Below are 21,823 nucleotides of genomic sequence, written 5' to 3' on the forward strand. Positions count from 1 at the left end.
TATAGAGATGGTTTTATTTTTATTAAGTTAATTAACTCAGTGATATTATTAATCGCTGTAATCGATTAATATTACTTTCTCCAGCGACGACTATCGTAGATAGTCAAACTATCCACACTATTTTTCCTTGCCGGCATTCTGACCATTCCCTGGCGACATAAGATAAGAACTTTTGTTGCTCTGAAAAGGACGGGGCTATCAGCGTTCACTGATAGCCCCGTATTGTTGGTGCCGTCAGCTAAGCCCTGACGCATCATCCTGAAAACGGGGGATTGCTCCCCCGCCCAGGTCGCTACTTACCGGATTCGTAAGCCATGAATGCAGCCACCTCTTTGTCACCACTCTTCCAGCGTAATTCGCAAAGCGTCTCACGGGTAAAGTAGGTAAATATCAAAACGGTAATACAGAGTAATTAACACGATAGTGATTATGGGTGGTATTTTCATCGCTCTTGCTCCTTGCATTACTGCGGGTAAGAGGCTACTCTGATGTTCTGTGGACATAGAGGATGCCTCGTTGGTGATTAACATTACCTTCGGGGCTTTCTTCTTTTTATCCCTTACAACCTGTTACTGCCAGTTACCTGAGATAAAAAGCCTCAAGCACCGGGCGGGATTATACTTCAGCGTATGAGTTATTAAATTTGTTTCTGTCCTCTATGCGTGAAATTGCGTACGGTATCGCAAACTTTATGTAATTATTTTTTGGTATTCATTTATTGGATTGGTATCGCTTTCGGGTTTGTAGTTAAACTTGTTATGCACCCTGTTCATTTGAGATGGTCATTAATTTAATTCGGCGTTTTCATGGGTGATAATTCAATTAACACAGGGGGGTTATTATCCCCTTTAACCTGTTCACGTTATTATTTCCTATTAGAAACCCAGAAATAAGCAAACCGTTATGCTGTTTTACCCGTCTTAGCCACCAGCTCAATCTGCGATCCCCACGGCGTCAGGAAGTAAAACCACTGAGTACCATCGGCATTGGTGACGGGTTCATTAAGCGTCTTCAGCCCGGCCTTTTTTAGAGCTTCATAACTCGCTTGAATACCCTGAGTGCGCAGGGCGATATGCGTTGCCGCAGCGTCATCCTCGTGTGGTTGAGCATGATTGATCTCTGCACCGCTGTATTGAAACAGTTCAATGCCGGTACCGTCCGGCAGTCTGACCATCACAAAGCGTTTTAAGTCGCTGGAAGAACGCCAGTTAAACGCTGTTTTCCACGCGTCAGGAATAGTACCCGGCGTGATATCAGATTCGAGTTTGCCACCGAAGGTTTTTGAGAAAAACGCCACGGCAGCATTGATATCGGGAACGTTGATCCCGGCATGATCGATACCGCTAATATGGACGACCGGCTGCGGCTCAGCACCGAATGCCGTTGCGGAAAGCGATGCCGCACCCAGTAGCAGTGCCGAGGCGAAGGCGGTTGAGTTAACGCTAAATTTTTTCATCGGTTGCTCCCGTTTGTTAGTCTAACCGCCTCATCGGGCGGAAAGTTCTGCGACGGTCTGTCGCGATGAAAGAAGCATATCGACGCGCCAACATTTTCAAAATAGAATGATTTGAAACCCATCATTGCAAAAATGAAATGAGTAAACTTCCCGATTTTGAAGGGCTGGCGATGTTTGCCAAAGTGGCTGAGGAGGGTTCCTTCGCAGCGGCGGCCAGAGTTATGGGCGTTTCCGTTCCCACCGTTTCCCGTGCGGTAGCGCGTCTTGAAGAGCGGCTGGGCGGAAGGCTGTTTAACCGTACATCCCGCCAGCTGGCGCTGACGGAGTTTGGTCAGAGTATGGCGGCGAAAGCGGCGGATATTTATCGCCAGGCGGAGGAAGTGGAGAGTGAAGCCCATGAACTCTCGGTTCAGCCGCGTGGACAGGTCAGGTTAGCGATCCCGATGTCATTTGGACTGCGCTGGGTGGCTCCGCTGATGCCTGAACTTATCCGTCAGTTCCCCGAACTGAATGTCGATCTGCATTTGTCCGATGCCTCAGTGGATTTAATTGCCGAAGGTTTTGACGCCGCACTGCGTATTGCCGCGCTGCCGGATTCCTCACTGGTGGCCCGCCGCTTGTGCCCGGTGACTCAGTATCTGGTTGCCTCACCGGCCTATCTGGCGCAGCACGGCACCCCTCTGCATCCACGCGAACTGAGCAGCAGACAGTGTTTCAGTTACGCCTACCGCGCCCGCAGCCAGGTCTGGCGTTTCAGCCACAGCTCAGGTTCGCAGGAGGATATTGTGCCGAACGGACCGCTGCGGGTGACGAACTCGGATGCGCTGCTACCGCCATTGCTGGAAGGGTTAGGTATTGCAGAACTGCCGGAGTTCATTGCCGCAGAGTATCTGCGCGACGGGCGGCTTATCCATTTGCTGGATGAATGGTCGATGACTCAGGGCGGATTGTATTTTGTGACCCCCACCGCGCGCAGTCGTCCGCTTAAAGTCAGGGTGCTGTCGGACTTTTTTGCGCGCCACCTTGCCGATCCCGCCTGGCGCTGGCCCTGACAGGCGAGGCATTTGATTGACCGCGAACGTACCTGTGCTTTCAATTTTGAAACGATAGCTTTCATTCATTGCTATTTTCAGCGCTTCTGAAGTTTTTTATTGTTACCCCACGCCACCGAAAATGGGGCATTCACTTAATACTTCAGGAGCAACATGATGAAAACCGCTATTCAGTTACTGCAAAACTATCTCGATGTTATCCAGAATCCGCAGGCTGCCGCCGCACTGTTTGCCGAAGATGGCGTTCTTGAGCTTCCTTACCTGCAGACGCTGGGTTTACCGCACCGCGTGCAGGGCCGCGAACAGATCCAGGCCTTTATCGCCGGGTTGTTGAAAAAGGTGCCGGATTTCCGCTTCCGCAACATCCGGTTCCTGATCGATACGCCTGCTCAGGCGTTTGCCGAATACAGCGTTGAGGCGGAGGTTCCCGCTACCGGTCAGATCTATAAACAAACCTATGCCGGGCGTCTGGTGGCAGAAAAGGGGCAGATTACTCTGCTGAGAGAGTCAATGGATACGCTGGCCGCGCAGCGGGCCTTTACTGACGGGCGTATTTCCACCGCCGGCGATCACGACAAAACCCAGCCAACGGCGATCGTTGTCAGCGCTTATTACCGCGTGCATCCTGAAGACCGCCAGACGTTTATCGACGCGGTAAAACCGGAAATGCAGGCCGCGCAACAGCTTCCCGGCTGTGTGTTCTATGCTTTCTCGCAGGACCTGGTCAATCCCGATGCCTTCCATCTTTCTGAAGGTTGGGCAGATATTGACGCTTATGAACGTCATGAACATTCCGCGACCTTTTTACAGGCGTTATCTACCGTGGTGAAAGAAGTCCGTATCCTGCATCGTGAAGGCGTTCGTTATGATGTGGCAAAACAACATATTGACGATCCGCGCGGAAAAGTGACGGACTGAACCGAAATCGAACTCTAACAGACCGGTGAAGATGATAAACGGCCGGCCGGGAAAGCTCCCGGCAGGCTGTCCGGCAATATGATTGCATCATCCCTGGTCATCAGTTCAGGACATTCGCTGAAGATATGCCGCTGACAAATCGTCTACGGCAGGGCAGCCAATCTGTGCCAGGGTACAGTCCACTTCACTCTTCAGCAGCGCAATAACCTCATCAACGCCCCGCAGCCCGCGAGCGGCCAGACCGTAAAGGGTTGCCCTGCCCAGTAACACCATATCTGCACCCAGACACAGCGCTTTAACGATATCCGAACCCCGTCGGAATCCACTGTCTGCCAGTACCGGGCTGTCGATGCGCGCGGCCACATCGGCCACCGTTTCTAGTGGGGAAAGATTGCCGTCCAGCTGGCGTCCACCGTGGTTAGACAGGATCACCCCGTCGGCACCGCAGGCCACGCACAGCTCAGCATCTTCCGACCGGATAATGCCTTTGACCAGCAGCTTGTGTGGCCACATTTCGCGAATGCGTTTCAGGCTGTTCGGGTTAAAACCGGCGTCCATCTGGCGGCTCATCACCGCTGCCTGCGCTTCCAGACTGCCGCTTTCGGCGCTGACAAAATTCGCCAACTGCGGCATGCCGTTTTGCAGGAAACGCATTGACCATGCAGGGTGACAGCAGCCTGACATCAGTAACGAAGGCGTAATCTTCAGCGGCAGGCTGAACTGATTGCGCCTGTCGCGTTCGCGGTTACCGTTAACGCCTACATCCACCGTGACAATCAGTGTGGTATAGCCCGCGTTCAGCGCGCGCATCACCAGCTGCTCCGCCAGTTGCTGTTGAACAACATAGAGCTGGAACCATTTTTCACCCTCGGCGCAGCGGGCGACGTCTTCAATCGACGCATTGGAGGCGGTTGAAAGAATAAACGGAATATTGGCGCTTGCGGCGGCCTTAGCCAGTTTTATATCGCCACCAGGCCAGAGTGCGCCGTTAAATCCCGTGGGCGCAATAGCAAAAGGCGCACTCCAGTTTTTCCCGAACAGGTGCGTGGAAATATTACGTTCGCTGACATCCACCAGCCGGTGGGGCGTAAAGCGCCACTGGTCAAACACGTCGCGATTGTGCACCAGACCTTTTTCATCCTCGGCACCCCCTTCAAGGAAATCAAAAATGATTCGCGGCAGCGTTTTGGCTGCCAGCCGCCGGTAATCTTCAACGTTGACCAGCTTGCCCTTCATTGCTTCTCTCCCTGTTCTGTCCAGCAGGTTTCTACCTCGATTAATGCCGGTTTACCCGAGGCGCGAGCCCTGCTGACGGCATCGCTGATTTGTTCCGGCGTGCTGGCCCGGAAGGCCTGGACACCATAGCCTTCCGCCAGCTGTGAAAAATGGATATCCGGCAGGTTCAGGCCGGGAATATCGGTGGCATTCAGCACGTCGGCGAACCATCTCAACGCGCCGTAAGTGCCATTTTTCATCACGATAAAGATCACCGGGATGGCATAGTGCGCGGCGGTCCATAGCGCCTGAATGCTGTAGTTCGCCGAACCATCACCCACCACCACAAACACCTGTCGGTCGGGGCTTGCCAGCTGAATACCAACACCGGCAGGCATGGCAAATCCCAGCCCGCCGGCCGCTGCGAGGTAGTAGCTGCCCTGAGTGGCGATATTGATACGCTGCCAGAGCGCGGGAATGGTTGAGGTCGATTCATTGACGAAGATGGAATGTGCCGGGGCGACGCTGTTTAAGATATCGAAGACGGACTCCGCTTTAAGCGGATAGGAGGCCGCGACGGGTAACGGCGCAGGCAGTGCATCGGGCATGGCTTTAGCGCGGTCGGTAACGTGACCGGCAAGCTGGCTTAGAATGGGATGGATATCGCCAATCCAGGCATCGCCCACCGGCGCGCGAGTGGCTTCCTGCTGGTCGCATGAGATCAGGATCAGTTCAGATCCCTCAGGCAGAAAAGGCCCTGCCTCAAACTGATGATAACGGAACACCGGCGCGCCGATAACGAGAATTAAATCGTGACCGGACAGCAAACGGCCGATGGATGCAATTCCGGCGGGCAACATTCCTCTGAAACAGGCGTGGCGCGTTGGAAACGCGCAGCGTGGCGAAGAGGGGGCTGCCCAAACCGGGCACTTCAGCTTTTCTGCCAGTTTGACAGCGTGATTGTTTGCCCGCGCGGCATCGACATCGGCTCCCAGCACCAGCACCGGATTTGTTGCCGTATTGATGCGTTGAACCAGCTCCGCCAGTTCGTCACTGCTTAAAGAACGTGCGTTCTTGACCCGTCGGCTCAGCAGGCTGGCGGATGATTCATCGGCGCGCTTATCCCAGTCGTCATACGGGATGGAAAGATACACCGGTCCGGGTGCCTCAGAGGTGGCGGTATGGATAGCGCGGCTGAAGGCATGAGGCACTTCCTGCGCGGATGCCGGTTCGCGGCTCCATTTGACCAGCGGTTTTGGTAGCGTTGTCGCATCGGTATTGGTCAGCAGCGGTTCCAGCGCGACCATAGCGCGGTTTTGCTGCCCGGCGGTAATAATCAGCGGTGAGTGACCGTTGCAGGCGTTGGCCAGTGCCCCCATCGCGTTCCCGGTACCTGCCGCAGAATGGAGGTTGACCAGCGCGGGTTTACCGGATGCCTGGGCAAAGCCATCTGCCATGCCCAGGGCAACGCCTTCGTGCAGGGCCAGTACGTATTCAAAATCTTTGGGGAAATTTTTCAGGAAGGGCAGCTCGTTGGAACCGGGATTGCCGAACACTTTATTGATGCCGTTGCGGCGCAGTAATTCGTAAGTCACATTACGTACAGTCTTCATCGTAGCGTCTCCCTTAACGATGGTGATCCGTCATGATCCTCAACGTCGGTTTTTAACCCTGCGTTGAGTACGAATCCAGCGTATACCAGGAGGCCATCGGCCTTTTTGTGAAAACGCGACAAATGCCTGTAACTGAAACACTTTGTTAATATTTGGTTCTGCTTTGTGGGGAGGTAGCGTTACCGCATGAGCCTGCTTCAACCGTTTTCAAAGAACCCGTTCAGACTCTCCCTTCAAGATGATGATTTACGCTCGGCAGAGCGAGCCACGGCATCCAGAACGATTTTCCCGGCTGACAGGATATGCTCAATGGTCATTTCACGCGCTTTCTCCGCATCGCCGTCCCGGCAGGCGTCAAGAATAGCGGCGTGTTCATCTTGAAACATTGGTGTATCGGCAAGCAGCTTCCGCTGCAGGTGTTCATAGCGCTCTATCTGGTTGCGCAGTTCAGCAATGAGCAGCAGCTGGCGTGGATTGCCGCAGGCAGCGTAGAGAATGTTATGGAACTCGAGATTCAGCGCCCCCTGCTTTTCTGTATCGTTTGCCCCACCCAAAAGGTGGTGGACAAGCTCGGCTCGCGCCAGGGATTCGGCATCGAAATTAGGTACGCTGTAGAAAATTGCATCGCCTTCCAGTAGCGCTCGCAGGTGGTAAATATGGCGAATATCATCGGCTGAAAGCGTTCTGACTACCGCCCCGCGATTAAGATAGAGATCCACGAGTCCTTCCTGTTCCAGCAGCCGGATGGCTTCCCGCATCGGAACGCGGCTGACCGAAAACTGGCTGGCCAGGTCGCGTTCCACCAGCCGGGTGCCTGCTGGCAGCGTACCGTTATTAATCATCGCCCTTAGCCGATCGGCCAGAAGACTTGCCGTGGATTGCGTTTTAAGTGTCATAAACATCCCCTGTTGATTTTGGTTTAATGGTATACCATTATGATATTCTCTACCAGAGCGGGGTAAGCAGCCCACTGTCTCTGGGACAATAAACAATGGGAAATTCCAGACAGGAGAAAGCATCATGGCGCAGCGCGAGCATCATTATCGTGTGAACATCGAATGGACCGGTAATAAAGGGCAGGGTACGGAATCCTATAAAGCGTACAGCCGTGACTTTACGATTTCAGCATTAAATAAAGCTGAAATAAACGGTTCGTCCGACCCGGCTTTTCTCGGTGACAAATCGCGCTGGAACCCGGAAGACCTGCTGCTTGCCTCTGCATCGGCCTGCCATAAGCTGTGGTATCTGCATCTGTGCGCAGAAGCGGGGATCAGCGTGTGCGCCTATCTGGATCGTGCAGAAGGCTCGATGATTGATGGCGATCGCGGGCATTTTACCCGCATCACATTACGCCCTGAAATTGTGATTCGCGAAGGTGATGACATCCAGCTGGCGACAGACCTTCATCATCAGGCCCATGAACAGTGCTTTATCGCTAACTCTCTTAATTTTCCCATCGAGTGCCTGCCTGTAATTTCAACTTCATCAGAGGGATAATCGATTTTATTCAATCGTCGGCGTACCGTTGACTGTCGCTCCTGGGAATATTGTTCTACTCGTTCACGTAATCTTGCTAAGTTATCGACATCAGAATGTACTGATGTCGATAACATGAAAAGGGAAGCACCATGACGCAGGATTTAGCAGGAGTTGATGTTCTCTTCGTTGCCGGTTTTGGCCCGGTCACACGCAGCACCGAAGCCAGCGCTGCATTTTATCGCGACGCTCTCGGTTTACCGCTAAAGGCGATGGCAGGAAATGAAGATTATCTGCTGAGCGAGCACGATGCGCTGGGTGGGGTAAAACATTTCGCCCTGTGGCCGCTGGCGCAGGCCGCATTGTCCTGCTTCGGCAGTGAGCGGTGGCCATCTGACCTGCCTGAACCACAGGGATGGATCGAATTCGAAGTTCGTGATATCCAGGCGGCGACCCGCACGCTGGAGGCAGCAGGCTATCGTTTGCTGGTGGCACAGCGCGAAGAGCCATGGGGCCAGACGGTGACGCGCCTGCTCAGCCCGGAGGGCCTGCTGACGGGCGTGACCTTTACACCCTGGCTACGCGACGCGTAATGAACGGCAGGAAAGCAAACTGAGAGGTCAATGATGAATATCAGAAAGGCATTACCGTCTGAAGCTGAAGTGTGCTGGGATGTCCGCAATCAGGCGATACGCCACGGATGCCGGGAATGTTACGACGCGGAGGTTATCCATGCCTGGACACCGGAAGCGATGCCGGAGGGATATCGTCGGGCGATTGTCCATCATCCCTTCTTCGTGGCAACAGACGCGGATAATCAACCGGTTGCGACCGGATTTCTCGATCTGTCGTCCGGCAGCGTTGAAGCTATCTTCACCCTGCCTTCTTTTACCGGCAGGGGGCTGGCTGGGAGTATCCTGGAGGCTATCAAACAGGAAGCACTGCAGCGCGGCTACAGTTCGCTGACGCTTTCTGCCACGCCGAATGCCCGGTCGTTTTATGAAAAGCACGGATTTATCTTTATCTCTGAGAATCTGTACCCTTCTGAGCTTGCCGGTGCGTCGCTTCGCTGTAGTGATATGCGGATTGATTTATAACCTTTCCCACACTGATATTTCAAATTGATATAATAATAAGTCGACCTTTCACGGCTGGCTTATTATTTGTTTAATTGATAGATGTAATAAATAAAAGCGGTTGATAAACCAGGGTTAACTGTTATAGCTCGCTAAATTGTTTCTGTACATTGTTACAGTTAGTATTCAGTGATTAACTTTCTGCTCATTATGATAAAGAGTGGCAAGTCTATTATGAGCGATGAAAAACTTTCTGATAACGAACGATTAAAAGGCGATAGTGCATTACTTCGCGGCACCATCACCAGCGATCTGGCTGATAATATTACCGGTGGCTTTAGCGGTGATAATTTTCAGCTGATTCGTTTTCACGGGATGTACCAACAGGACGATCGCGATATCCGCCAGGATCGTATTGCGCAAAAGCTTGAGCCGCTGCATACCGTGATGCTCAGGATAAGACTGCCGGGCGGAATAATTACCCCGCAGCAGTGGCTGGGTATCGATGAATTTGCGCGTGATAATACATTATATGGCAGCATTCGTATTACCAACCGGCAGACGGTACAGTTTCACGGCGTATTAAAACATAATATTAAACCGGTTCATCAGCTACTTCACCGGCTGGGGCTGGATTCCAGGGCCACCGCCGGTGACGTCAACCGCAATGTGTTATGCACGGCCAATCCGGTTGAGTCGAATTTACATATTGAAGCTTACGAATGGGCGAAAAAGATTTCCGAACATCTGTTACCCCGCACCAATGCCTATGCTGAAGTCTGGCTGGATAAAGAAAAGGTGTCGCTGAATGAAGAGCAGGAACCTATTCTCGGTACTACCTATCTGCCGCGAAAATTTAAAACTGCGGTGGTTATCCCGCCGCAGAATGATGTGGATCTTCACGCCAACGATCTGAACTTTATTGCCATTGGTGAGAATGGAAAACTGACCGGCTTCAATGTGCTGGTCGGTGGCGGTCTGGCGATGACCCAGGGAGATGTTTCCACCTGGCCACGCCTGGCGTCGGAATTTGGTTTTATCCCGCTGGCAGACACGCTGCAAATTGCCGAAGCGGTGGTTGCGGTGCAGCGTGACTGGGGCAACCGCAGCAACCGGCGCAATGCCAAAACCAAATACACCCTGGAGCGTGTGGGCGTTGAAGTGTTTAAAACCGAGGTGGAAAAGCGAGCGGGGATCAGCTTCCTGCCGGTCAAACCCTATCAGCTTACCGGACGCGGGGATCGCATCGGCTGGGTAGAGGGCGTGGACCGGCAGTGGCATTTAACGCTGTTTATTCCCAGCGGGCGGCTGATTGATAAACCCGGTTATCCGTTTAAAAGCGGCGTTGCGGAAATCGCGAAAATTCATCAAGGTGACTTCCGCCTGACGGCGAATCAAAACCTCATCGTGGCGGGCGTCAGTGAGCAGAATAAGCAGCAGATTGATGCCATTGCCCGCCAGCATGGCCTGATCGACGATACGGTCACCAGCCTGGAAAAAAATTCCATGGCCTGCGTGTCGTTCCCCACCTGTCCGCTGGCGATGGCCGAGGCCGAGCGCGTACTGCCAGATTTTGTAAAAAGCCTCGAGCAGTCACTGGATCGCCATGGACTTAGCGACGAATCGATTGTGTTCCGCATCACCGGCTGCCCGAACGGCTGCGGCCGCGCCATGCTGGCGGAAATGGGGCTGGTGGGCAGAGCACCCGATCGCTACAGCCTGTATATTGGCGGCAACCGGCAGGGCACGCGCATCCCGCGGCTTTATCGCGACAATTTCAGCAGCGCTGAACTGATAGAGATGATGGATGAGCTGATCGCCCGCTGGTCTGAAGGGCGGGAGGAGAATGAAGGTTTCGGTGATTTTGTTATCCGTAGCCAAATCGTTGCCCCGGTGATGGATTCCGCCAGAGATTTTCATGCCGTCAGCTAAGGGCTGAACACAATACATCGGTTACAGCACTCAAGATTTTATGCAATCGGTTTATATTGCCGCAGTTTTATTTTTTATTAAGGTATAAGAAAGAAACTATGCAGATGGACTTTTAATTTTCCGCATAAAGCGTAACGATCGTCATTGTTGTAGTGGTAATCATTATTATAAGCAGAGGTGGTTATTAACAATAACAGTCAGTGAAATAAAAACCATAACAGTTTTATTTATATATTTAACTTTACCTGGTCTGATGTGGGGTGTAATATTTATTTCGACAAGGGAGGTGTTGTTGTTTAAGTGTGTGATCCTCCTATTCATACGCCCGCCCCGTTTTGGGGTCGGGCTTTTTTTGTTATTTCAATGCGAGTTAAATTAAGCGGAGTCAGCTATGGCATTAAAGAGAGTGAATAAAAAAGAACTCGGTAAAGGTGGGTGTTTAATGCTGATGCTGGCGGCCTGCGTTTTTATCGCAGCGGTATATGGCGTGATGATCCTCTGCATGACTATGCAGGATAAATCATCCGCAAAGGAAAATTCGTTAAAGCAGATTGAAACCTGTAATCAGACAGAGGGAGAGGGTAAAGATAAAATAAGAGATTACTTCGATAACGAATCCTGCGCCGAACTGATTAAACAGCACGCGGCGAAATTTAAAAATGAACTCTGAGAAATGGCCTGTTGAATAGAAACAACAGGCCATTTTTATTATCGGTTAATCATCATGTGGTAATGCATACTCCAGATGATCCAGATTGACAGCCCGATAATGATTAACAGAATCAGCAGGGTGAAAACAAAACTTGCCAGATTCCAGCCGTCCTCGGTCTTACGATTTAAATGCAGGAAATAAACCAGCTGTACCAGCAGCTGCGCCACCGCCGTGACCACAAAAAGGGTGATGGTGACCCAGCGCGGGCCAACCGGATACATCACCAGCATAAAAGGGATCAGCGTGAGCACTACGCAGAGTACAAAGCCGGTGATATAGCTTTTATAGCTGCCGCTATCGTGGCTGTCGGAATGTAAAACCGCCTTGCTCATTTAATATACCCCCAGCAGATAAACAACGGTGAACACGCAGATCCAGACCAGATCGAGGAAGTGCCAGAACAGGCTCAGGCACTCCAGCCGCAGGGTGGTTTTGCCCCCCAGCCCCCGGGTCATAATCTGGTGGATCATAATGCCCATCCAAATCAGGCCAATGCTGACGTGCAGGCCGTGGGTGGCCACCAGAGTAAAGAACGCCGACAGCCAGGCGCTGCGATCGGGACCGGCATTGTTTTCAATCAGATGGTGGAACTCGTTGATTTCCATCCCGACAAAGGCGAGGCCAAACAGGAAGGTCACGGCCAGCCAGAACAGCACCTGATTCTTTTTCCCCTGGCGCAGGGCGATCATCACGAAACCGCAGGTGATGCTCGACAGCAGCAGCATAAAGGTTTCGGTCAGAACGTAGGGGATCTCAAAGATGTCCTTCGGCGTTGGCCCGCCGGCAAACGCATCGCTCAACACCGCGTAGGTGGCGAAAAAGCTGCCAAACAGAATGCAGTCGGACATCAGATAGATCCACAGCCCGAGTTTGGTGCCGTGATCGTGATGTTCGTGGTCATGCTCTGCCTGATGATGCAGAGCCGGAGTGAGTGTGTGACTACTCATAGTTAAGCCTTTTCCGTAACTGAATGAATGCGCTGGTTTTCGATCTTTTCAATCTCTTCCGCCGTGACGGTGTACTCAATGTCCTGGTCGTAGACGCGCATAAAGACGCCGGCGGCCATACCAAATACGCAAAAGATCGCCAGCCACCAGATATGCCAGATCAGCGCGAAGCCCAGCAGCGTGCCGATCATCGACACCACAAACGGTGAAGCGGAATTGCGCGGCATCTGGAATGCGTCGTATTTAGCCGGTTTTGGCGGCAGTCCTTTTTTCTTCGCTTCGTGCCAGTAGTCGAGGCTGTCGACATGCGGAACGACGGCAAAGTTATAGAACGCCGGTGGCGAGGCGGTGGCCCACTCCAGCGTGCGGCCGTCCCACGGATCTTCCGCGCACGGCTGCTGCCGCTGTTTATAGTGATCGCGCACGCTGACGTAGATCTGCGCAAGGAAGAAAAGAATGCCGAACAGGATAAAGAAGGCACCGACTTCCGCGATCTTCAGATAGGGTCCCCAGTCCGGGTTGGTATAGTGGTTCAGGCGGCGGGTCATCCCCATAAAGCCGAGGATATACATCGGGATAAAGGCCAGATAGAAGCCGATTATCCAGCACCAGAACGAGTAGCGGCCCAGTTTTTCATTCAGCTGAATGCCGAAGACTTTCGGGAACCAGAAGCCGAAGCCTGCGAAGTAGCCGAACAGCGCGCCGCCAATAATCACGTTATGGAAGTGAGCCACGAGGAACAGACTGTTGTGCAGCAGGAAGTCCGCGCCGGGGATAGCTAGCAGCACGCCGGTCATGCCGCCGACGGTAAAGGTGACCAGCGAACCCAGCACCCACAGCATCGGTGTGGTAAAGACCAGATTGCCGCGATACATGGTGAACAGCCAGGTGAAGATCTTCACCCCGGTCGGGATGGCGATAATCATGGTCATAATGCCGAAGAAGGCGTTAACGCTGGCACCGGAGCCCATGGTGAAGAAATGGTGCAGCCAGACGATAAACGACAGAATGCCGATCGCCACCGTGGCGCTGACCATGGAGGTGTAGCCGAACAGTTTTTTGCGCGCAAAAGTGGGCGTGACTTCCGAGAACACGCCAAAGGCGGGCAGCACCAGAATGTACACTTCCGGATGGCCCCAGGCCCAGATCAGGTTCACGTACATCATCGCATTCCCACCCAGTTCATTGGTGAAGAAATGCATATCCAGATAGCGGTCCAGCGTCAGCATCGCCAGCGCCGCCGTCAGGATCGGGAACGCGGCAACGATAATCGCGCAGGTCACCAGGGTGGTCCAGGTGAATACCGGCATGGTCATCAGCTTCATGCCCGGCGCGCGCATTTTCAGGATGGTGACAAACAGATTCACCCCGGTCAGCAGCGTACCCAGCCCCGAGAGTTGCAGACTCCAGATATAGTAATCGACCCCCACCCCGGGGCTGAACTTGATCCCCGATAGCGGCGGATAGGCCACCCAACCGGTCTGGGCGAATTCGCCGACGCCGAGTGACAGGTTGACCAGAATCACCCCGCCGACAAACAGCCAGAAGCTGAGCGCGTTAAGCCAGGGGAACGACACATCGCGCGCGCCAATCTGCAGCGGCATGATGATGTTCATCAGCCCGGTAATAAACGGCGTGGCGACGAAGAAGATCATAATCACCCCGTGAGCGGTGAAGATCTGATCGTAGTGATGGGGCGGCAGGAAACCTTCGCTGCCGCCACCGGCCACTGCCAACTGAGTACGCATCATAATCGCATCCGCAAAACCACGGATCAGCATAATCAGCGCCACGAAAATATACATAATGCCGATGCGTTTATGGTCAACAGTGGTCAGCCAGTCGTTCCACAGCACGGTCCATTTTTTAAACCAGGTAATCCCGGCCACCACCGCCAGGCCGCCCAGAATAATGGCGGCCACCGTCACCATGACGATGGGTTCGTGATAGGGGATTGCATCAAGTGTTAATTTGCCAAACATCGCTTGCTCCATCGTTCTTATTCGCCTGCGTGGTTCACAGGCATTTCGGCTGAACCCATATTCATGCCTGAATGCGCATCATCTGCGTGCCGATCCATGCCGGAGTCCATGTACTGGTCGATAATCCGCTGGAACAGCCCCGGCTCAATGCTTGAGAAGTGTTCAACCGGGTGTTTTTCGGAAGGCAGGGCCAGCGTTTTAAAGCCACTGAAGCTCAGCGGATGGTTCTGCGCTTTAATCCCGCTGACCCAGCGCTGGAAATCGCCGTCGGAGGTCGAGTGGGTGATAAACTTCATGTCCGAGAATCCCGGGCCGCTGAAATTGCCGGAGATGCCGTCAAACTGCCCGGTTTCATCGGCGATAAGGTTCAGCTGGGTACGCATTCCTGCCATGGCATAAATCTGGCCGCCCAGCTGCGGAATGAAGAAGGTATTCATCGTTGAGTCAGAGGTGATCTGGAAGGAAACCGGACGGTCGACCGGAATATAAAGCTCGTTAACCGTGGCAATGTTCTCTTCCGGGTAGATAAACACCCACTTCCAGTCGGTGGCGACCACTTCAACGGTCAGAGGCGGTTTGGCTGACTCAAGCGGCTTGTAGGGATCGAGGCGGTGGGTGCTTATCCATACAATAATTGCCAGCGCGATGATAATGATCAGCGGTATTCCCCAGACAACCACTTCAACTTTGGTGGAATGCGCCCATTCCGGAGTGTATTTCGCCTTTTTGTTCCCTGCGCGATAGCGCCATGCAAAGGCAAAGGTCATCAGAATTGCCGGGATAACCACGATCAACATCAGCAGGATCGCGGTGATAATCAGGTTTCCCTGTTCCTTACCTACCTGTCCTTTGGAGTTAAACAGCGTCCAGCTACAGCCGGTCATTAAGGGAATAATTGCCAGAACAATCATTGCCTTAACTGATTTTATTGTGTTCTTCAACATCCTGAATACCCTATAATTTCTTCGCATTTATGCAGAGTTCCGCAGGCGAAATGTTGTATCCTTCTGGCAATACGCGGTGCTCAGATAGCGTTTTTACGTTTATCTGTTCCACACCATTCTTAGTCGACCCTGTTATCAATTTGTTATCCTCTTTTTGGTTTTGTGTTTATATGCCAACAAAATCCATACAAGATAGCGATTAAATGCATTTTATTTGCAACAACAGGCGCTTTTTATACTCTTTTGTATGGGTATTTTAAAGGGTGATCTATGTCATTTGCCGAAAAAAAGAAGACAACATCGATAAAAACGCATTGGGTCTATCCAATAAAGCCGGGCAATGGGGCACGATATAAGCAGATCGTGAATATGGTCACCGCCGCGATCGACGCCGGAGAGCTGTTGCCCGGTGACCGGATGCCAACCCAGCGCGAACTGGCGGAGATGCTGAAGGTGGACTTGACTACGGTCACCCGCGCCTACAATGAGCTGCGGGAGAGAAACCTGACGCAGGCGGCGAGCGGCCGGGGATCGTTTATCTCCTACCAACCGGATACGCTGTCGCATATCGACCTGAGCATGAACACTCCGCCGGGATCGGCAAAAATACTGCCGCTGATAAGCCGATCCTTAGAACGTTTGCAGTCCTCGATTGATGCGGAATCGCTGATGACCTATCACGTGGGGGCCGGTTCCCAGGTGGAGCGCAGCGCGGCGGTGAAGTGGCTGAAACCGCTGCTCGGTGAGTTCGACAGCCAGCGGGTGGTCGCCTGTCCGGGTGCGCAGACGGCCATCAGCGCGCTGCTTGCTCTGCTGACCAAACCGGGAGATGTGGTGGTGACGGATGAACTGACCTATCCGGGCTTTATCTCCGCCGCCCGCCAGCATAATTTGCAGATTGTCACTGTAGCAGCGGATGAGCAGGGGATTGACCCCGACGGACTGATCCACGCCTGTAAAACCTACGGTGCAAAGGTGGTGTATCTGAATCCGACGATCCACAATCCGACGGCGCTGACGATTTCCGCCGGGCGACGTAAAGCCATAGCGGAAGCGCTGACAGCGCATAACCTGACGCTGATCGAGGATGACCCTTACGGCCTGCTGCCCGATGAGCCGCCTGCGCCGATTGCCACGCTGGCACCGCGCGATACCTGGTATGTCTCCACGCTGTCGAAGTGCCTGACCCCTGGCGTGCGGGTGGCGTGGGTGATCTGTCCTGAATCCACATCCTGGGAGCCGCTGGCGGGCGTTATCCGTGCCAACGTGCTGATTGCTAACCCGCTGATGCTGGCGGTGACGGCGGACTGGATTAACTCCGGGGCGGCGATGGAACTGTTGCAGGAACTGCGGCAGGAAAACGCTCAGCGCGTGGCTTTAGCCAACAGCATTCTGCCGGGAAAAATCATTTCCAGCCCGTTTGGCCTGCACGTCTGGCTGGCCGGAGAGGCGGGGTTCGATCCCCATTCACTGGTGCATTCGGCGGCGAAAGTCGGCCTGGGAATTACGCCCTCGTACGTGTTCTCACCCGTTGGCGGCGTACTGTCCGGCATTCGAATTTCTCTCGGCGGCGCGCGGGATCTCTCCCAGCTTGCTAATGCATTGCAGCGGCTGAATAACGTGTTGAAGAACGCCAGTCACACGCCGGCCGGTGGAGGATATGTTTAATAAATAGTTAATAATAACCGGTGTAAATTAACGAAATATTATTTAACGCCGGTTATCAGATTGTGAGTAAATATGTCTCTATGGGCTTTGACTGGCGAATGAAAATATCTGTGCCAGGCTTAAATCTCACTGAAAAACTGAAGGAGAATACATGCCTACTCACAAGAATATTAATCCTGTTGACTACCCTGTACCTCCCTTCGTCGAACAGCCTCAGCCAATGCCGGGGCTGGCCAGTAAGATGATTCCCGTGCCCGATCACGGCGAAAAAAGCTATAGAGGCAGTGGTCGCCTTGCCGGGCGCAAAGCTCTAATTACCGGTGGTGACTCCGGCATTGGCCGTGCGGTGGCGATTGCCTACGCCCGTGAAGGTGCCGATGTGGCAATCGGCTATCTGCCTGAAGAGGAGCCCGACGCGGTGGAGGTTATCCGACTGATCGAGGCGGAAGGGCGGAAAGCCGTTGCGCTGCCGGGCGATATCCGCAGCGAAGCATTTTGCCAGCAGCTGGTAAAAGAGGCCGCTGAAAAACTGGGCGGACTGGATATTCTGGTCAACAACGCAGGCCGTCAGCAATATAATGAATCCATTCGCACATTAAGTACGGAAGATTTTGACGCGACATTTAAAACCAATGTTTACGCCATGTTCTGGATCACCAAAGCGGCGCTGGAATATCTTCCGCGCGGCGCGTCAATTATAAATACCAGCTCGGTTCAGGCCTATAAGCCCAGCGAAATTCTGCTGGATTATGCACAGACCAAAGCGAGTATTGTCGCCTTTACCAAAGCGCTGGCAAAACAGCTGGGTAAAGAGGGCATTCGCGTCAATGCCGTAGCACCTGGACCCTACTGGACCGTACTACAGTCCAGCGGCGGCCAGCCGCAGGAGAAAGTCAAAGAGTTTGGCGCTTCGGCCCCGCTCGGCAGACCCGGTCAGCCAGCGGAAATTGCGCCGCTCTACGTCACGATGGCGTCGGTCGAAAGCAGCTACACGTCCGGCCAGGTGTGGTGCTCGGATGGTGGCACCGGCACGCTGTAAGAGGGAAATCGAGCGCTGGTGATTACAGCGCTCGCATTCAACTTATTTGATACTGTTAACCGCCGCCACAATGACGTCTGCTACGGCTGCCGGCTGGGAAATTTGTGGCGTATGGCTGGCCGCAAGGTGCGTGGTGCGGGCGTTGATTTTCTTCGCCATCGCATTTTGCAGGCCGGTATCCAGCATATGATCCTGCTCGCTGACGATGTACCAGGACGGCTTCGTCTGCCATGCCGCCGCGCTGGCTTTCTCGGCGAAGACGTGGCTCTGCACCGGTCCCTGAGTGGCAAACATCAGCCCGGCCTGCTCGTCGGAGACATCCTGCGCCAGATGTTTTGCCACGCCCTCACGAGTGAGTTTCAGATAACCCTGGCTGTCCGCATCAATATGGCTGAAGCCGGAAGGTACAGGATAGCCCTGGGTTAAATCGCTGACCGACTGGCCCGGAGAAGGCGCAAATGCCGCAACGTAAACCAGCGCTTTCACTTTTTCATCCACGCCTGCCCCGGTGATCACCGCGCCGCCCCAGGAATGCCCAACCAGCACCACCGGCCCTGTCAGCCTGTCCAGCGTCCGTTTAGTGGTGGCGACGTCTTCGGCCAGCGAGGTCAGCGGATTTTGCACGGCAACCACATTCAGCCCTTCAGCCTGAAGAAGGGGAATAACCTGATTCCAGGCGGAGCCGTCCGAAAATGCACCGTGGACCAGCACCACCGTTGGTTTAACGGCCTGAATACCGGCGTTGGAAGCGAAGGCTGAACAGCTCATTGATGCGGCCATCAGCAGAGAACGGGAAAGAAGTTTCATGATTTAACCTGCCATTGTGTGAAGTATCCGGCTCCGGTAGCGAAGCCTGTCGATGTGTCGTTAATGTACATTTAAAATTTTTTGCGATAAATTCCCGAAAATAACGTGAACTTGAAATAAAAGGTTTCAAATGGACAGGCTGGCCTGCATGCGGACGTTTATCAAGGTGGTTGAAGCTGGCTCTATTTCGGCGGCGGCCGGTGAGCTGGATCAGTCCTCACAGCTGACCGGCAAGCAGCTCCGCGCGCTGGAGCAAAGCCTGGGTATCCAGCTATTGGGCCGTACCACCCGCAGCCAGAGCCTGACGGACAGCGGCCGGGTATTTTATGACAGGGCAAAAATCATTCTCGGCGAGATGGCAGACGCCGAAGCGCTGATCGCCGAAACGCGTTCGGTGCCGAAAGGCAACCTCAGGATCAGCGCACCGATCACCTTCGGCACCCAGCTGCTGGCCACTCAGCTGCCTGAATATCTTAAGCAGAACCCGCAGGTATCCGTTGAGTTGTGCCTGTCTAACCGTACGACGGATCTGATCGAAGAGGGGTTTGATGCGGTGTTCCGAACCGGCGAACTGCCGGACAGCCAGCTGCTTGCCCGCCGACTGGCACCCTACGAAATGGTGATTTGCGCCGCGCCGTCCTATCTTGAAACTTCCGGCAGGCTGGCATCGCCACAGGATCTGGCAAATCATCAGTGCCTGATCTTCACCCACACCGCCATGCGAACCGAATGGCAATTTGATGGCCAGGACGGCCCGATCGCCGTTGCCGTGACCGGCCGGTTTAAAACCGACAACAGCGAAGCATTGCGCGCGGCGGCGCTGGCAGGTCTGGGTATCATCATGCAGCCCCGTCAGCTGATGAGCGCGGAGCTGGAGTCCGGCCAGCTGGTACGGGTACTGGCAGAGTATCAGCTGCCCGGCCGTGCCGTTCATATACTCTACGCCCGCGACCGGAGAATGACGCCCGCGCTGCGCGGCTTTCTGGATTTTTGCGTGGCGCGGTTTGGCCAGGGCTAAAGAGTTTAAATATACGATTTGAAACGCAAAACGTTTTACCTCTCAGGGCATGATGACTGAGGTAAAGTGAGAACGGTTCCGTTCATATCCATCGTCGACCAAATCAATTACTGAAGGAGAGCAAAGATCATGTCATTGACCACCGGCGTGCATCATATTGGCCTGGCCGTATCCAAACTTGAAGAAAGTGCTGAGTTTTTCACCAAATTACTGGGCTGGGAGGAAGTTAAACGACGTGAAGATTATCCCGCCATCTTCGTGAAAGATGAGTCGATTATGATTACGCTCTGGAAAACGCAGACCGAAGAGCCGGTTAATTTTGATCGCAAACTGAATGTCGGACTCCATCACTTAGCCCTGCGGGTTAACAGCAAAGAGAAGCTGTTCCAGCTCCATGATCTGCTGCAGGCCAATGACATTGAAATCGAATTTGAGCCAACACTCCTCAGAGGCGGGCCGTCAATGCACATGATGTGCTACGAGCCAAGCGGTATAAGAATCGAGTTTCATTATTCTGAGTAAGTGATTGACCCCATCCCCCTCAGGGCCACAACAGCGTATTGGTTTTGCGGTTTTTTCGTTAAGGGTGATCGCGCTTGTGGTCACCCTGTCCGGCGCCAGATCCGCCATCTCCACCGTTGAGCCCGTCTCTTTACCCGTTTGGTTACTGCCGCTTAATCTGCCCTGAACACGCCTGCATCCTCAATCCTTCTGCTTCAGACCCGAAAATGATGTATTCATTTTTATCTTAAAAATCAGAGCTCTGTTTTTGATTTTTTATCGTGCCTCTTCATCCCAGGATCTTTTTTATAAAAATACGTTGACGAGGTAGAACGATCGTTCTACCTTTAGGGCATGAAAACGAAAACGAGCAATACCCGAGAAAAGATCCTGCAGACCGCTGAGCAGCTCATTTATCAGAACGGCATCCACGCAACAGGCATGGACCTTCTGGTTAAGACCTCAGGAGTCGCGAGGAAAAGTATTTATCGCCATTTTGCGAACAAGGAGGACGTGGCCGCAGCGGCGTTAAACGAGCGCGACGAGCGTTGGATGCACTGGTTCAGGACCGAGTCTGATAAGGGCGAAACGCCGCAGGATCGCATTCTGAATATGTTCACCGTGCTGAAAAGCTGGTTTGAGTCCGAGGGTTTCCGCGGTTGCGCGTTTATCAACACGGCCGGAGAAGTAGGGGACCCTGATGATCCTGTCCGCCAGATAGCCAGGATGCATAAACAGAAGCTGCTGGATTACGCCCTTGAAGTGGCCGGGCAGCTGAACGTAGAACACCCGGCGGTTATGGCCAGGCAGCTGCTGATTTTGATGGAGGGGGCGATCACCACGGCATACGTAATGGGTGACGCGAGTGCAGCCGACAACGCCAGGGACGTGGCGAAGCTTTTGCTGGAACAGGCCTCTTCCTGAGGTCTGTATTCCGAAAATATTCATGACATTAAACCAAAATCTACAGGAGATTCACCATGACAGATTCACAAGTTCGCCCACCGCTTCCGCCTTTCACTCTGGAAACGGCTATTGAGAAAGTCCGACTGGCTGAAGATGGCTGGAATACCCGCGATGCGGCAAAAGTCGCGCTGGCTTACTCGCTGGATACCAAATGGCGTAACCGTGCAGAGTTCGCTAATAACCGTGAAGAGGCACAGGGCTTCCTTGACCGTAAGTGGAAGAAAGAACATGAGTACCGTCTGATTAAAGAGCTGTGGGCATTTGGCGGCAACCGTATTGCGGTCCGCTATGCTTATGAATGGCACGATGACTCCGGTAACTGGTTCCGCTCTTACGGCAACGAAAACTGGGAGTTTGAGGCTGATGGCCTGATGAAACGTCGCTTCGCCTGTATCAACGACATGCCGATCAAAGAGAGCGAGCGCAAATACTTCTGGCCACTGGGCCGCCGCCCGGACGATCATCCGAGCCTGTCAGACCTGGGACTGTAAGTCCGTATGT

General features: G+C 53.4%; 22 protein-coding genes and 1 pseudogene. 13 read left to right on the forward strand and 10 right to left on the reverse strand.

Translation table 11 applies throughout. The features are described from left to right. Positions 1-292 precede the first annotated feature (292 nt). Positions 293-412, reverse strand: a pseudogene (locus JOE09_RS19665) (type I toxin-antitoxin system Hok family toxin); the annotation flags it as partial. Between the two features lie 489 nt (positions 413-901). Continuing rightward, positions 902-1,456 (reverse strand): VOC family protein, encoded by a 555-nt coding sequence (locus JOE09_RS19670; protein ID WP_205066950.1) that lies wholly within the window; start codon positions 1,454-1,456, stop codon positions 902-904. A gap of 137 nt (positions 1,457-1,593) precedes the next feature. Between JOE09_RS19670 and JOE09_RS19675 the strand changes: the two genes are divergently transcribed. Together JOE09_RS19675 and JOE09_RS26190 are read left to right on the forward strand one after the other, a co-directional pair. After that, on the forward strand, positions 1,594-2,508 hold the full coding sequence (locus JOE09_RS19675) for a LysR family transcriptional regulator (protein ID WP_205066951.1): 915 nt from the start codon (positions 1,594-1,596) through the stop codon (positions 2,506-2,508). Positions 2,509-2,661: 153 nt separating this feature from the next. Further along, positions 2,662-3,426 carry an antibiotic biosynthesis monooxygenase gene (locus tag JOE09_RS26190; RefSeq protein ID WP_234479991.1) on the forward strand — a complete coding sequence of 255 codons (765 nt, stop codon included), beginning with the start codon at positions 2,662-2,664 and terminating at the stop codon, positions 3,424-3,426. A gap of 105 nt (positions 3,427-3,531) precedes the next feature. Here the strand turns inward: JOE09_RS26190 and JOE09_RS19685 are convergent, their stop codons facing one another. From JOE09_RS19685 to JOE09_RS19695, 3 genes are all read right to left on the reverse strand, one after another. Continuing rightward, positions 3,532-4,662, reverse strand: a complete 1,131-nt coding sequence (locus tag JOE09_RS19685) for an alpha-hydroxy-acid oxidizing protein (RefSeq protein ID WP_205066952.1) — start codon at positions 4,660-4,662, stop codon at positions 3,532-3,534. Further along, positions 4,659-6,254, reverse strand: coding sequence for a benzoylformate decarboxylase (mdlC, locus tag JOE09_RS19690; protein WP_205066953.1), 1,596 nt, complete (start codon positions 6,252-6,254; stop codon positions 4,659-4,661). Before mdlC ends, JOE09_RS19685 begins: the two co-directional genes overlap by 4 nt. 233 nt (positions 6,255-6,487) lie before the next feature. Beyond that, positions 6,488-7,150 carry a GntR family transcriptional regulator gene (locus JOE09_RS19695; protein WP_205066954.1) on the reverse strand — a complete coding sequence of 221 codons (663 nt, stop codon included), beginning with the start codon at positions 7,148-7,150 and terminating at the stop codon, positions 6,488-6,490. A gap of 124 nt (positions 7,151-7,274) precedes the next feature. Here JOE09_RS19695 and JOE09_RS19700 point away from each other — a divergent pair, with 124 nt between their 5' ends. From JOE09_RS19700 to JOE09_RS19720, 5 genes are all read left to right on the forward strand, one after another. Then, positions 7,275-7,751 carry an OsmC family protein gene (locus JOE09_RS19700; RefSeq protein ID WP_205066955.1) on the forward strand — a complete coding sequence of 159 codons (477 nt, stop codon included), beginning with the start codon at positions 7,275-7,277 and terminating at the stop codon, positions 7,749-7,751. 131 nt (positions 7,752-7,882) lie between these two features. Then, a complete protein-coding gene (locus JOE09_RS19705; RefSeq protein ID WP_205066956.1) occupies positions 7,883-8,323 on the forward strand; it encodes a VOC family protein in 441 nt (146 codons plus the stop codon). 33 nt (positions 8,324-8,356) lie between these two features. Next, a complete protein-coding gene (locus JOE09_RS19710) occupies positions 8,357-8,827 on the forward strand; it encodes a GNAT family N-acetyltransferase (protein WP_205067137.1) in 471 nt (156 codons plus the stop codon). A gap of 213 nt (positions 8,828-9,040) precedes the next feature. Further along, positions 9,041-10,738 (forward strand): assimilatory sulfite reductase (NADPH) hemoprotein subunit, encoded by a 1,698-nt coding sequence (cysI, locus tag JOE09_RS19715; RefSeq protein ID WP_205066957.1) that lies wholly within the window; start codon positions 9,041-9,043, stop codon positions 10,736-10,738. Positions 10,739-11,129: 391 nt separating this feature from the next. Beyond that, positions 11,130-11,408, forward strand: coding sequence for a hypothetical protein (locus JOE09_RS19720; protein ID WP_205066958.1), 279 nt, complete (start codon positions 11,130-11,132; stop codon positions 11,406-11,408). A 38-nt stretch (positions 11,409-11,446) separates the two neighbouring features. Here the strand turns inward: JOE09_RS19720 and cyoD are convergent, their stop codons facing one another. The 4 genes from cyoD to cyoA are packed head-to-tail and all read right to left on the reverse strand — an operon-like array spanning position 11,447 to position 15,323. Then, on the reverse strand, positions 11,447-11,782 hold the full coding sequence (gene cyoD, locus JOE09_RS19725; protein ID WP_200559136.1) for a cytochrome o ubiquinol oxidase subunit IV: 336 nt from the start codon (positions 11,780-11,782) through the stop codon (positions 11,447-11,449). Continuing rightward, positions 11,783-12,397: a cytochrome o ubiquinol oxidase subunit III gene (gene cyoC, locus JOE09_RS19730; protein ID WP_205066959.1), complete on the reverse strand. Its 615-nt coding sequence runs from the start codon at positions 12,395-12,397 to the stop codon at positions 11,783-11,785. Between the two features lie 2 nt (positions 12,398-12,399). Continuing rightward, entirely contained in the window at positions 12,400-14,379 is a 1,980-nt protein-coding gene (cyoB, locus tag JOE09_RS19735) for a cytochrome o ubiquinol oxidase subunit I (RefSeq protein WP_205066960.1), read from the reverse strand. A gap of 17 nt (positions 14,380-14,396) precedes the next feature. Next, positions 14,397-15,323: a ubiquinol oxidase subunit II gene (gene cyoA / locus JOE09_RS19740; RefSeq protein ID WP_205066961.1), complete on the reverse strand. Its 927-nt coding sequence runs from the start codon at positions 15,321-15,323 to the stop codon at positions 14,397-14,399. 363 nt (positions 15,324-15,686) lie between these two features. Here cyoA and JOE09_RS19745 point away from each other — a divergent pair, with 363 nt between their 5' ends. Next, a complete protein-coding gene (locus JOE09_RS19745; protein WP_205066962.1) occupies positions 15,687-16,991 on the forward strand; it encodes an aminotransferase class I/II-fold pyridoxal phosphate-dependent enzyme in 1,305 nt (434 codons plus the stop codon). Positions 16,992-17,142: 151 nt separating this feature from the next. Next, positions 17,143-18,030 carry an SDR family oxidoreductase gene (locus tag JOE09_RS19750; protein ID WP_105591873.1) on the forward strand — a complete coding sequence of 296 codons (888 nt, stop codon included), beginning with the start codon at positions 17,143-17,145 and terminating at the stop codon, positions 18,028-18,030. 42 nt (positions 18,031-18,072) lie between these two features. On the opposite strand, the gene JOE09_RS19755 is transcribed toward JOE09_RS19750, so the two are convergent. Beyond that, positions 18,073-18,837 (reverse strand): alpha/beta fold hydrolase, encoded by a 765-nt coding sequence (locus tag JOE09_RS19755; RefSeq protein WP_239553193.1) that lies wholly within the window; start codon positions 18,835-18,837, stop codon positions 18,073-18,075. Positions 18,838-18,985: 148 nt separating this feature from the next. Here JOE09_RS19755 and JOE09_RS19760 point away from each other — a divergent pair, with 148 nt between their 5' ends. The 4 genes from JOE09_RS19760 to JOE09_RS19775 all read left to right on the forward strand — a co-directional run bounded on the left by JOE09_RS19760 (position 18,986) and on the right by JOE09_RS19775 (position 21,813). After that, positions 18,986-19,855: a LysR family transcriptional regulator gene (locus JOE09_RS19760; RefSeq protein WP_239553194.1), complete on the forward strand. Its 870-nt coding sequence runs from the start codon at positions 18,986-18,988 to the stop codon at positions 19,853-19,855. A gap of 129 nt (positions 19,856-19,984) precedes the next feature. Next, complete coding sequence (locus JOE09_RS19765) at positions 19,985-20,377, forward strand: VOC family protein (protein ID WP_205066964.1); 393 nt, start codon at positions 19,985-19,987, stop codon at positions 20,375-20,377. Between the two features lie 333 nt (positions 20,378-20,710). Then, a complete protein-coding gene (locus JOE09_RS19770; RefSeq protein WP_205066965.1) occupies positions 20,711-21,280 on the forward strand; it encodes a TetR/AcrR family transcriptional regulator in 570 nt (189 codons plus the stop codon). Positions 21,281-21,336: 56 nt separating this feature from the next. Then, positions 21,337-21,813, forward strand: coding sequence for a nuclear transport factor 2 family protein (locus JOE09_RS19775; protein ID WP_205066966.1), 477 nt, complete (start codon positions 21,337-21,339; stop codon positions 21,811-21,813). The last annotated feature ends 10 nt before the right edge of the window (positions 21,814-21,823 follow it).

Source organism: Pantoea coffeiphila (assembly GCF_016909495.1).
In the GTDB taxonomy this organism is placed as follows: Bacteria; Pseudomonadota; Gammaproteobacteria; order Enterobacterales; family Enterobacteriaceae; genus Erwinia; species Erwinia coffeiphila.

Excerpts from the sequence above, each read along its gene's own strand:
- JOE09_RS19770 (WP_205066965.1), top strand. The coding sequence starts at position 20,711 with ATGAAAACGAAAACGAGCAATACCCGAGAAAAGATCCTGCAGACCGCT.
- cyoA (WP_205066961.1), bottom strand. The coding sequence starts at position 15,323 with ATGTTGAAGAACACAATAAAATCAGTTAAGGCAATGATTGTTCTGGCA.
- mdlC (WP_205066953.1), bottom strand. The coding sequence starts at position 6,254 with ATGAAGACTGTACGTAATGTGACTTACGAATTACTGCGCCGCAACGGC.
- JOE09_RS19760 (WP_239553194.1), top strand. The coding sequence starts at position 18,986 with ATGCGGACGTTTATCAAGGTGGTTGAAGCTGGCTCTATTTCGGCGGCG.
- JOE09_RS19695 (WP_205066954.1), bottom strand. The coding sequence starts at position 7,150 with ATGACACTTAAAACGCAATCCACGGCAAGTCTTCTGGCCGATCGGCTA.
- cysI (WP_205066957.1), top strand. The coding sequence starts at position 9,041 with ATGAGCGATGAAAAACTTTCTGATAACGAACGATTAAAAGGCGATAGT.
- JOE09_RS19670 (WP_205066950.1), bottom strand. The coding sequence starts at position 1,456 with ATGAAAAAATTTAGCGTTAACTCAACCGCCTTCGCCTCGGCACTGCTA.
- JOE09_RS19765 (WP_205066964.1), top strand. The coding sequence starts at position 19,985 with ATGTCATTGACCACCGGCGTGCATCATATTGGCCTGGCCGTATCCAAA.
- JOE09_RS19750 (WP_105591873.1), top strand. The coding sequence starts at position 17,143 with ATGCCTACTCACAAGAATATTAATCCTGTTGACTACCCTGTACCTCCC.
- cyoB (WP_205066960.1), bottom strand. The coding sequence starts at position 14,379 with ATGTTTGGCAAATTAACACTTGATGCAATCCCCTATCACGAACCCATC.
- cyoC (WP_205066959.1), bottom strand. The coding sequence starts at position 12,397 with ATGAGTAGTCACACACTCACTCCGGCTCTGCATCATCAGGCAGAGCAT.
- JOE09_RS19700 (WP_205066955.1), top strand. The coding sequence starts at position 7,275 with ATGGCGCAGCGCGAGCATCATTATCGTGTGAACATCGAATGGACCGGT.
- JOE09_RS19720 (WP_205066958.1), top strand. The coding sequence starts at position 11,130 with ATGGCATTAAAGAGAGTGAATAAAAAAGAACTCGGTAAAGGTGGGTGT.
- JOE09_RS19755 (WP_239553193.1), bottom strand. The coding sequence starts at position 18,837 with ATGAAACTTCTTTCCCGTTCTCTGCTGATGGCCGCATCAATGAGCTGT.
- JOE09_RS26190 (WP_234479991.1), top strand. The coding sequence starts at position 2,662 with ATGATGAAAACCGCTATTCAGTTACTGCAAAACTATCTCGATGTTATC.
- cyoD (WP_200559136.1), bottom strand. The coding sequence starts at position 11,782 with ATGAGCAAGGCGGTTTTACATTCCGACAGCCACGATAGCGGCAGCTAT.
- JOE09_RS19705 (WP_205066956.1), top strand. The coding sequence starts at position 7,883 with ATGACGCAGGATTTAGCAGGAGTTGATGTTCTCTTCGTTGCCGGTTTT.
- JOE09_RS19710 (WP_205067137.1), top strand. The coding sequence starts at position 8,357 with ATGAATATCAGAAAGGCATTACCGTCTGAAGCTGAAGTGTGCTGGGAT.
- JOE09_RS19685 (WP_205066952.1), bottom strand. The coding sequence starts at position 4,662 with ATGAAGGGCAAGCTGGTCAACGTTGAAGATTACCGGCGGCTGGCAGCC.
- JOE09_RS19775 (WP_205066966.1), top strand. The coding sequence starts at position 21,337 with ATGACAGATTCACAAGTTCGCCCACCGCTTCCGCCTTTCACTCTGGAA.
- JOE09_RS19675 (WP_205066951.1), top strand. The coding sequence starts at position 1,594 with ATGAGTAAACTTCCCGATTTTGAAGGGCTGGCGATGTTTGCCAAAGTG.